Source organism: Pseudochrobactrum sp. AO18b, assembly GCF_000409565.1.
GTDB lineage: Bacteria > Pseudomonadota > Alphaproteobacteria > Rhizobiales > Rhizobiaceae > Pseudochrobactrum > Pseudochrobactrum saccharolyticum.
Window position 1 is genome coordinate 1 of the sequence record NZ_ANNO01000095.1, and the last position, 9,312, is coordinate 9,312.

9 protein-coding genes and 1 pseudogene are annotated in these 9,312 nt (G+C 51.7%); 4 read left to right on the forward strand and 6 right to left on the reverse strand.

The features are described from left to right. The coding region (locus A918_RS0104285) for a branched-chain amino acid aminotransferase (protein WP_022709858.1) at positions 1–795 on the reverse strand (795 nt) is incomplete at its 3' end. 645 nt (positions 796–1,440) lie between these two features. On the opposite strand from A918_RS0104285, the gene A918_RS0104295 reads away from it, so the two are divergent. From A918_RS0104295 to A918_RS0104310, 4 genes are all read left to right on the forward strand, one after another. After that, a complete protein-coding gene (locus tag A918_RS0104295) occupies positions 1,441–2,454 on the forward strand; it encodes an ABC transporter substrate-binding protein (RefSeq protein ID WP_028233375.1) in 1,014 nt (337 codons plus the stop codon). 277 nt (positions 2,455–2,731) lie between these two features. Beyond that, positions 2,732–3,826: an ABC transporter ATP-binding protein gene (locus A918_RS0104300; RefSeq protein WP_022709861.1), complete on the forward strand. Its 1,095-nt coding sequence runs from the start codon at positions 2,732–2,734 to the stop codon at positions 3,824–3,826. Further along, positions 3,823–5,016, forward strand: a complete 1,194-nt coding sequence (locus A918_RS0104305) for an ABC transporter permease (protein WP_022709862.1) — start codon at positions 3,823–3,825, stop codon at positions 5,014–5,016. The genes A918_RS0104300 and A918_RS0104305 overlap by 4 nt, the downstream gene beginning before the upstream one ends. Further along, positions 5,013–5,804, forward strand: a complete 792-nt coding sequence (locus tag A918_RS0104310; protein WP_022709863.1) for an ABC transporter permease — start codon at positions 5,013–5,015, stop codon at positions 5,802–5,804. The genes A918_RS0104305 and A918_RS0104310 overlap by 4 nt, the downstream gene beginning before the upstream one ends. Before the next feature lie 63 nt (positions 5,805–5,867). Here A918_RS0104310 and cysW read toward each other — a convergent pair whose 3' ends face one another. The 5 genes and pseudogenes from cysW to A918_RS22170 form a co-directional block, all read right to left on the reverse strand. Next, positions 5,868–6,722, reverse strand: a complete 855-nt coding sequence (gene cysW, locus A918_RS0104315) for a sulfate ABC transporter permease subunit CysW (RefSeq protein ID WP_084664630.1) — start codon at positions 6,720–6,722, stop codon at positions 5,868–5,870. A gap of 1 nt (position 6,723) precedes the next feature. Beyond that, a complete protein-coding gene (gene cysT, locus A918_RS0104320; protein ID WP_022709865.1) occupies positions 6,724–7,566 on the reverse strand; it encodes a sulfate ABC transporter permease subunit CysT in 843 nt (280 codons plus the stop codon). Positions 7,567–7,644: 78 nt separating this feature from the next. Then, complete coding sequence (cysP, locus tag A918_RS0104325) at positions 7,645–8,655, reverse strand: thiosulfate ABC transporter substrate-binding protein CysP (protein ID WP_022709866.1); 1,011 nt, start codon at positions 8,653–8,655, stop codon at positions 7,645–7,647. 249 nt (positions 8,656–8,904) lie between these two features. Further along, a complete protein-coding gene (locus tag A918_RS21685; RefSeq protein ID WP_022709867.1) occupies positions 8,905–9,078 on the reverse strand; it encodes a hypothetical protein in 174 nt (57 codons plus the stop codon). A 19-nt stretch (positions 9,079–9,097) separates the two neighbouring features. Then, a pseudogene (locus A918_RS22170) lies at positions 9,098–9,312 on the reverse strand (hypothetical protein); the annotation flags it as partial.

The following is a 9,312-nucleotide window of genomic DNA, read 5'->3' on the forward strand; positions in this document are numbered from 1 at the left end:
CAGTTGCCTGTCGTCAAAGCCGATCACCGGCACGACCTTGGAATGATTACCGGTTGAGAAAATTTCATCGGCTTCACGGAAATCTTCAACCTTCAGCGTGGTTTCCGTTACAGACACACCATTATCACGCAGCAGACCGATCACGCGCTGGCGGGTAATACCGTTGAGGAATGTGCCGTTTGGCGCAGGTGTAAACACTTCACCATCGCGCACCATGAACACATTGGAAGATGCCAGTTCGGCCACATTACCCAGCATATCGCAAACCAGCGCATTGCCGAAGCCTTTGGCACGGGCTTCACGGATCATACGGGCATTATTCGGATAGAGGCAGGCAGCCTTGGCATCCAGCGGCATGGTCTCAATTGTCGGACGACGGAAACGTGTAGTGGTAATGGTGAAACCGGTTGGCTCCCCCATCGGAATTTCTTCCAGACACAGCGCAAAATCCGTGCTTTCGGCAGCAGGCAGAACCACATTGGCTTCGCCCTCTTCCGCCCAATACATCGGACGGATATAGACCGCAGCATTCTCGCCGAATTTTGTCATGCCCTGACGGCTCAGTTCCATGATTTCTTCAGGCGTATTCGTCGGTTTCAGGCCGAGTGCCTCTGCGGAGCGGTTAACGCGTGCGCAATGACGATCCAGATCAGGGATCACACCTTCAAAACCGCGTGCACCGTCAAAAACCAGCGAACCAAGCCATGTTGCCTGTGATGACGCGCCGAGAATGCGCACATCGCCTTCATGCCATTTGCCTTTATAAAATGTCCAGCTACGACCAATCTGGCCCATGTCACTTCTCCATATGCGAATCAAATTTGAAATCCGGCAGTCTGCTGCAAGCAAAATCCGGCCCGTGGCGACCAGCTGCATTTGTCCGTAACCGGCTGAGTTTATCAGCAATCTCCGGCAAGGTGGCAGCGTCAGCAACGCAGAACCACATTAAAATCCTCTCAGGGAAGTGCAACTCCCCAAAGATAAAAACTATTTTTTTAATTTATTCCGGTGCGCGGAAGCCTCAGTAAAATCAGCAGCCCATACATTTTAAACACAAAATCATTCCTAAAACGCATCAACCCTGCCATTTCCGGACTGTAATATATCTGTATAACGTAAACGGAAGCCAGCCTTTTCAAGCCAAGGAAAACACACATCATTCTTACTGTGGTTTTATGATTTCAAGACCATTTCCCTGCATCGAGGCAGCAGAAATGCTTCATGCTCTTTGCGCAGGAGCTGCCGCAAAGGCTCTCATTCAACATTGTCACAATGCTAAATTAGCGCCTGCACTATGCGACATTAATTGTATGGCAACTGCACAATCAGCTATTGCCCCCCTGCACTTCCTATGGAAAACTTGTTGCAACAAATTTCATAACAATAAACTGTGGGGAATAATCAATGAAGCTTACGCATATTGCATTCACGGCCTGCACCATGCTCGGCGGTCTGGCTCTCGCAGCCGGTTCTGCTCAGGCACGCGACCTTACAGTTGTCTCCTGGGGCGGCAGCTATCAGGACGGACAGCGCGAAATTTATTTCAAACCTTTTGCCAAAGAGCTGGGCAAACCGGTTCTCGATGAGAGCTGGGATGGCGGCTACGGCGTTCTGCAAGCCAAGGTCAAAGCCGGCGAAACCAACTGGGACGTTGTGCAGGTTGAAGCTGAAGAGCTTGAGCTTGGCTGTGCCGACGGTATTTATGAAAATATCAATTGGGAACAGCTCGGCGGCAAAGACAAATTCATTCCGGCAGCGGTTCATGATTGCGGCGTCGGCGCGATCGTCTGGTCTACCGGCATCGCGTATAACGGCGACACGATGAAAGATGCCCCGCAATCATGGGCTGATTTCTGGGACGTGAAAAAATTCCCGGGCAAACGCTCTTTGCGCAAAAGCGCCAAATATTCTCTTGAATTTGCGCTGATTGCCGACGGTGTTGCACCGAAAGATGTTTATGATGTGCTGGCATCGCCGGAAGGTGTGGATCGCGCATTCAAAAAACTCGATGAAATCAAACCGCATATTGTGTGGTGGGAAGCCGGTGCACAACCGGTACAGCTGCTCTCTTCCGGTGAAGTGGTAATGGCCTCGGTCTATAATGGCCGTATCAATGCACTCAACCGCACCGAGAATAAGAATTTCGGTTTTGTCTGGCCGGGCAGCATCTATGCTGTTGATAGCTGGGCAATCATGAAAGGCACGCCTTTCCCGAAAGAGTCGATGGATTTCATCGCTTTCGCCAGCAAGGCCGACAATCAGGCCAAACTGCCTGAATATATCACCTATGGTCTGCCGAATATCGAAGCCGATAAATTCGTTGACGAAAAATACCGCAAAGATCTGCCGACCACACCGGCCAATATGACCGATGCAGCAGCCATTGGCGTGGAATTCTGGACAGATAATTCTGAAAGCCTGAACCAGCGTTTCAATGCATGGCTTGCCCAGTAAGCTGAAGTCAAAGACCGGCAATCATATGACCGGTTATGCAGTTGTTCCGGAATTTGCATACCTTCCCCCGTAAGGATGCAAATTCTCCGGAACGGCTGCACTTCGCAGCTTAATTTTCCTGACTGCTAAGCAGTCATCTTTTCCCCGACTGCACGGCAGTCATTCGATTCAAAAGCGCATTTCCTGTTGCCGCCCCGCAGCAGACAACAGCAAACACTGTCCTGTTTGACTCCCGAAAACGGTCTGACGGTGTTTCGCTCCATTCGAGGTTTTACGCGTGAATAATCCCTTCATTCATTTTGACAAGGTGAGCAAAGCATTCGGCTCCCTGACAGTTGTAGATAATCTGGATTTAACCATCGGCAAAGGTGAGTTTGTCAGTATGCTCGGGCCTTCCGGTTCCGGCAAAACAACCTTGCTGATGCTGCTGGCCGGTTTTGAGCGCCCTACCGGCGGCACTGTCAGTGTTGACGGTAAACGTATCGATCAGCTCCCGCCGCATAAGCGCAATATGGGCGTGGTGTTTCAGAACTACGCATTGTTTCCCCATATGACCATTGCCGAAAACGTGGCTTTCCCGCTGAAAATGCGCGGGCTATCCAAGTCTGAAATGCAGGATCGTGTGAAGCGTGCATTGGATATGGTGCAGCTTGGCACCATGCTGGAGCGCAAGCCTTCGCAGCTTTCCGGCGGCCAGCAGCAGCGTGTGGCACTGGCACGTGCTCTGGTTTTTGAACCGGAAGTGGTGCTGATGGACGAGCCGCTCGGCGCTCTCGACAAGCAGTTGCGTGAACGTATGCAGCTCGATATCCGCGAATTACATCATCGTCTCGGCCTGACCATTGTTTTCGTGACCCATGACCAGTCCGAAGCGCTGACTATGAGCGACCGCATTGCCGTATTCAATCGCGGTAAGATTGAGCAGATCGGCACGCCATCCCAGATTTACGACCATCCGGCCACGCAATTTGTTGCGGAATTTATCGGTGAAACCAATCTGATCGACGGTAAAGTCTCCGGCATCCACAATGGCGAAACCCAGATCCGTCTGAACAATGGTCAGGATATCCGAGTAGACGCCGAAGCACCGTTCCATGCCGGTCAGGATATCCGCCTGTCGCTGCGGCCTGAGCGCGTGCGGCTGAATACAGAGGAAAGTGCCGCCAATCATCTGACAGCAACCGTCAGCGATATTGTCTATCATGGCGACCATCTGCGCGTGGCACTGGACTTTGCAGGCCAGAGTCTTGTCACCAAGGCCGACCGCAGCTTCCATAATTTGAAAGCCGGCGATCCGGTCACCTTATCTTTCCTGCCGGCTGATTGCTGGCCGATTGCAGTTCCTGCCCGTAATTCTCAGGTGGCGGCATGAATGAACTGCAACGACAACGGCTGAAATCTTTCGCACTGGTGGCACCGCTGGCTTTGTTCCTGCTGGTCTTTTTCATCATTCCGTTGGTGACGATGATGAAAGAGGCAGTGTCTGATCCGGTTGCGGCCAAAGCTCTGCCGCTCACCGCTCAGGCTGTCAGCGACTGGAATCCGGAAGCACCGCCGACACCGGAAATGAAAGCCTCATTGGCGGAAGATATCCGCAACAATGATGATGCCCAGCTCTTTGGTGATCTGGTGCGCCGCCTCAACAGTGCGCAACCCGGCTTCCGCACATTGATGAGCAAAACCCGTAATCAGCTGACCAAGCTTGAAGAGCCGGTTGATTATGCGCAGATTGATCTCGTCGCCATCGACAAGAAATGGGGCGAACAGCAATACTGGCAGGCCATTGCTTCAGCGGCCTCAACCACGCTGACAGACCGCAATCTGCTGGCAGCCGTGGATATGGAACGCGACATCTCCGGTGAAATCCGCTCTCTGCCATCCGATGCCTCTGCCAATGTCACCATTATGGTGCGTACCTTCATCACCGCCCTCAGCGTCACCATTGCTTGTATTTTGATTGGTATTCCGTTCGCTATGGTTGCCGCCTCCGTTGAAGGCTGGAAACGCCAGTTGCTACTTGGTGCAGTGCTGCTTCCGCTCTGGACATCGCTGCTGGTGCGTACTGCCGCATGGTTTATCCTGTTGCAGGATCAGGGGCTGATTAATAATGCGCTGATTGCGATCGGCATCACCAGTGAACCACTGGCGCTGATCTTCAATCGCACCGGTGTGATTATTGCCATGACCCATGTGCTGCTGCCCTTCATGGTGCTGCCGGTGTTCAGTGTGCTGATCGGCATTCCGAAAAATCTGATGCCAGCCGCCGCTTCACTCGGCGCACATCCGCTGCGTTCTTTCTTTCATGTGCTGTTACCATTGATTATGCGCGGCGTGGTCTCCGGCTCGCTGCTCGTCTTCATGACAGCGCTTGGCTATTACATCACCCCTGCTCTCATCGGCGGCGCAAAAGATCAGCTCATCAGCTCGGTCATCGCGTTCTACGCAATGGGCGCTGCAAACTGGGGCATGGCCGGTGCGCTCGGCATGGTTCTGCTGATTGCAACCATCCTGCTTTACACAATCTATATGCGCCTCTCAACCGAGAAGGAGGTACGTTCATGAACGGCTTCAAACTCCTCAAACTTCTGTTTGGCGCTGCGGTGGTGTTTTTCCTGCTGGCACCGCTGGTGGCAATTCTGCCGCTGGCTTTCACCAGCGGCGCTTTGCTCGGCTATCCGATGGAAGGCTATTCCACACGCTGGTTTCAGGAACTGGTGCAGGCCGATGCATGGCGACGCTCAATCATCAACAGCCTGATTATCTCTGTCGGCACCACGGCACTGGCAACAGTGCTGGGCACCGTCGGAGCGCTGGGGCTGCGCGGCCATCAGTATTCCTTCGTGTTCAATTCGATCAAAACAGTGTTTCTGCTGCCGATGGTCGTGCCTGCTGTGGTGCTCGGCGTGGGCATGCAGCTGATGTTTGCGCAATATGACCTGCTCAATTCCTATACCGGCGTGATCATTGCCCACACAGTTGTGGCAGTGCCATTTGTGGTCATCAACGTGCTGGCCGTGCTGCAAAGTGTTGACCGAAGGGTGGAACAAGCGGCTGCAAGCCTTGGCGCACCACCCTATGTCATCCTGCAAAAAGTGACACTGCCGCTGGCAAAACCCGGCATTATTTCCGGTGCTGTGTTTGCTTTCGCAACCTCGCTGGATGAAGTCGTGCTGACCCTGTTCGTAGCAGGTCCGAACCAGCGCACACTGGCACGGCAGATGTTCTCTACCATCCGCGAGAATATCAGTCCGGCTATTGCCGCCGCTGCATTTGTCTTCATTGTCGGTACAATATTGATTGCACTGGTGATGATCCTGACCCAACGCAAAGCAGCAGCACAGCCGCAATAAAACTAACAATTACAAAAAGATAAAAGCCGCCTTTGAATCAATTTCAGAGGCGGCCTCATCATTTTAATCAACTTGTTTGCGTTCCAGCCAGACTTTCAGCACCAGCGTCAGCAGTGCCAGCACTGCCAAAGTTGAAGCCGCAGCAAATGCGCCAACTGTGTTTTGATCCTGAAACAGCAGATCAACCTGCAACGGCAGCGTATTGGTTTTACCGCGAATGGCGCCGGAGACAATCGATGTTGCACCATATTCGCCCATCACCCGCGCATTACATAGCACGGCACCATAGAGCAGCGCCCATTTGATATTCGGCAGCGTCACATAGAAGAAGGTTTGCAGACCACTGGCACCGAGCGACAATGCCGCCTCTTCATCCTCGCCACCCTGCATTTCCATCAGCGGGATCAGCTCGCGGGCAACAAAAGGACTGGTGACAAACAGACTGACCAAAAAGATCGCCGGAACGGTGAACATGATCTTGAGATCATAGCTCTCCAGCAAAGGTCCCAGCATCCCCTGCGCACCATAGAGAAACAGATAGGCTGTACCGGCAATGATCGGCGATACGGAAAACGGTATTTCGATAAAGCTGATCAGCAAACGCCGCCCCGGAAAGCGGAAACGTGTGACCAGCCATGCCACACAAACACCGAAAGCCATATTGATTGGCACAACCACAATCGCCGTCAGCACAGTCAGCCACACCGCATGCATCGTATCCGGCTTGGTAATTTCTGCCCAGAAGCGCCCCATACCGCTGCCAAAGGCGGCAGAGAAAATCACCGCCATAGGAATGCCGAGCACAATCAGCGACAGAACAACGGCCAGCCCGATTAAAAAGCGCCGCCCCCAAATCCTGCGTCGGAACTGCGGTGAAGTTTTTTCAGAAGCTAAAGCAGGAAAAGCTAAAATCGCCATATCAGTTTCGCTCCGCATAGCGCAGCTGCCGTGCCTGCATCAGATTGGTTATCAGCAGCATGGCAAAAGCCATTAGCAACATCACCATCGCCAGAGCCGCCGCTGCCGGATATTCATATTCATCCAGCCGTACAAAAACGAGCAGCGAAGTCACTTCTGTTTTAAACGGCAGATTGGCAGAGATGAAAACAATAGCACCAAACTCGCCCAAACCACGTGCAAAGGACAAAGCACTACCTGCCAGAAAAGCAGGCAGGATCATCGGCCAGATCACATGAGCAAAAACCTGCAACGGATTGGCACCTAGCGTCTCCGCCGCCTCCTCTACATCATGATTCAAGTCTTCAAGAACCGGCTGTACTGTACGGATAACAAAAGGAATACTGGTAAAAGCCATCGCAATGATGATACCCGCAGGCGTATAGGCCAGGTATAGGCCAAGCGGTTCAGTATATTGCCCGATCCAGCCATTCCTCGATAAAACGGTTACCAGCGCCAGACCGGCAACGGCGGTCGGCAATGCAAAAGGCAGATCAACGGCAGCATCCAGCAGGCGCTTGCCCGGAAATTCATAGCGCACCAACACCCACGCCATCAGCAGGCCAAACAGAGCATTAAACACCGTAGCGGCGGCAGAGGTGAGTATGGTCAGTTTGAATGTCGCCACAGCGCGTGGCGAACTGATAATCGCCCAGAAATCCGCAAAGCCAAGACTGGCCGTTTTCATAATCAGAGCAAAAAGCGGCAGAGCCACAATCACCGTCAGATAAAGCAGCGTACAGCCCATCGTAATACCAAAGCCCGGCATTACTGTTTTTCTGACTTTAAAGATTGGTCTTTTCATAACCGGTCTGCTCTGTATGGGATACGGGAAAAACCGGCGCGTCTTTGAGGACGCACCGGTTGTCATTTTCAGATCACGTTATTTGCCCGTGAACAGCTGATCGAGAATACCGCCCTCGGCAAAATGCTCTTTGGTCACATTTGCCCAGCCGCCGAATTCATCTTCCACACGGACCAGTTTCACCTCAGGGAAATTGGCTTTGTGCTTTTCAATGGTTGCAGCGTCATGCACACGGTTGAAATTGCTTGCGAGAATTTCCTGACCCTGTGATGCATAGAGGAAATCGAGATAGGCCTGAGCGATTTTACGCGAGCCGCGTTTATCGACAACCTTATCAACGATTGTCACCGGAAACTCGGACAGCAGGCTGATTGGCGGTACCACGACTTCATATTTATCTTTGCCCAGCAGCTTCTGAGTACCCAGCACTTCGGCTTCAAATGTCACCAGAACATCGCCAATACCGCGCTCGGTGAAAGTGGTAGTCGCACCGCGGCCGCCGGTATCAAACACCGGAACATTTTTGAACAGCTTGGTGATGAATTCACGAACCTTGGCATCATCCTTGTTAAATGCTTCACGCGCATAGGCGGTTGCCGCCAAATAGGTATAGCGCGCATTGCCGGAGGTTTTCGGGTTCGGGAAAATCACCTGTACGTCTTCACGCACCAGATCATTCCAGTTTTTGATCTGCTTCGGATTGCCTGCACGCACGAGGAAAGCAGGCAGAGAATAATAAGGGGATGAATTGTTCGGCAGACGGCTCTGCCAATCCGCAGGGATCAGATTGCCTTTGTCGTGCAGCACCTGCACATCCGTCACCTGATTAAAGGTCACGATATCGGCTTCCAGCCCTTCGAGAATAGAACGTGCCTGTTTGGAGGAACCGGCATGAGACTGATTGACGGTGAGTGTTTCACCGGTCTGCTCTTTCCACACCGGAATAAAGACTGTGTTGACCTGCTCATACAGCTCGCGGGCAATGTCATAAGAGACATTGAGGATTTCTTTCGGATCCTCAGCCTGTGCCGCAGTCAAAGAAGTTCCCAAACCGAGCACAAGCCCGGCCGCTAACAGAAGTTTTTTCATGAAATACCCGCCGCCTGTGTCTTTGCCTGAGGCAAATGATTGGAGTTATCTATAGCTCCAAAGATTAAGCAGCAGCCACATGAAATCAATACTAAATTATTGATTTAAATAGATAATTTACTTTTAGAAACAAAATCAGAAATCTATGATACGTCAGAAAAAGAATGAGCAAGATTTTGCTAGCAAACATTCATATGGCGCAATTTGATTTCCGGAACATGGTTGAAAAATCGCAGTTTGCGGAAGGTTTTACCAAATACCGCGGTGACGCCAGCAGCCGAACTTTTCGGATTGGTTAGGTGCAAGGCGGCTTTGGCGTCGGCGCTCAATGGTCTTCTCGTCCTGAGAGATTTCCTGCCAGAATTTTTGAAACGCCTGACCGCGCTGCTTCATTATTCCCTTCAGAGACTGAAATAGAGCCATGAATAACACTCCTGTATTGTCAGATTGCCAGCGTTTCCCAAAAAGTGTGAAACGGTTTTCGGGTAAGATACGCGCAGAAACAAAGAGACAGAGCATTTCCTACGATCAAGATAAACTGAAAATGCTCCAGAATTAACATTCCGTTAATGTCTGCCAATACAGTGCTGTTGTCAATAATCCCATTAATTTTATGTGATTTAAGATTATCAATTCGCTGCCACACAACAAAAAAAC

Bases quoted from the DNA above. Each gene is read 5' to 3' on its own strand.
- A918_RS0104295 (WP_028233375.1), top strand. From the start codon at position 1,441: ATGCTCGGCGGTCTGGCTCTCGCAGCCGGTTCTGCTCAGGCACGCGAC.
- A918_RS0104310 (WP_022709863.1), top strand. From the start codon at position 5,013: ATGAACGGCTTCAAACTCCTCAAACTTCTGTTTGGCGCTGCGGTGGTG.
- A918_RS21685 (WP_022709867.1), bottom strand. From the start codon at position 9,078: ATGGCTCTATTTCAGTCTCTGAAGGGAATAATGAAGCAGCGCGGTCAG.
- A918_RS0104305 (WP_022709862.1), top strand. From the start codon at position 3,823: ATGAATGAACTGCAACGACAACGGCTGAAATCTTTCGCACTGGTGGCA.
- cysT (WP_022709865.1), bottom strand. From the start codon at position 7,566: ATGAAAAGACCAATCTTTAAAGTCAGAAAAACAGTAATGCCGGGCTTT.
- cysW (WP_084664630.1), bottom strand. From the start codon at position 6,722: ATGGCGATTTTAGCTTTTCCTGCTTTAGCTTCTGAAAAAACTTCACCG.
- cysP (WP_022709866.1), bottom strand. From the start codon at position 8,655: ATGAAAAAACTTCTGTTAGCGGCCGGGCTTGTGCTCGGTTTGGGAACT.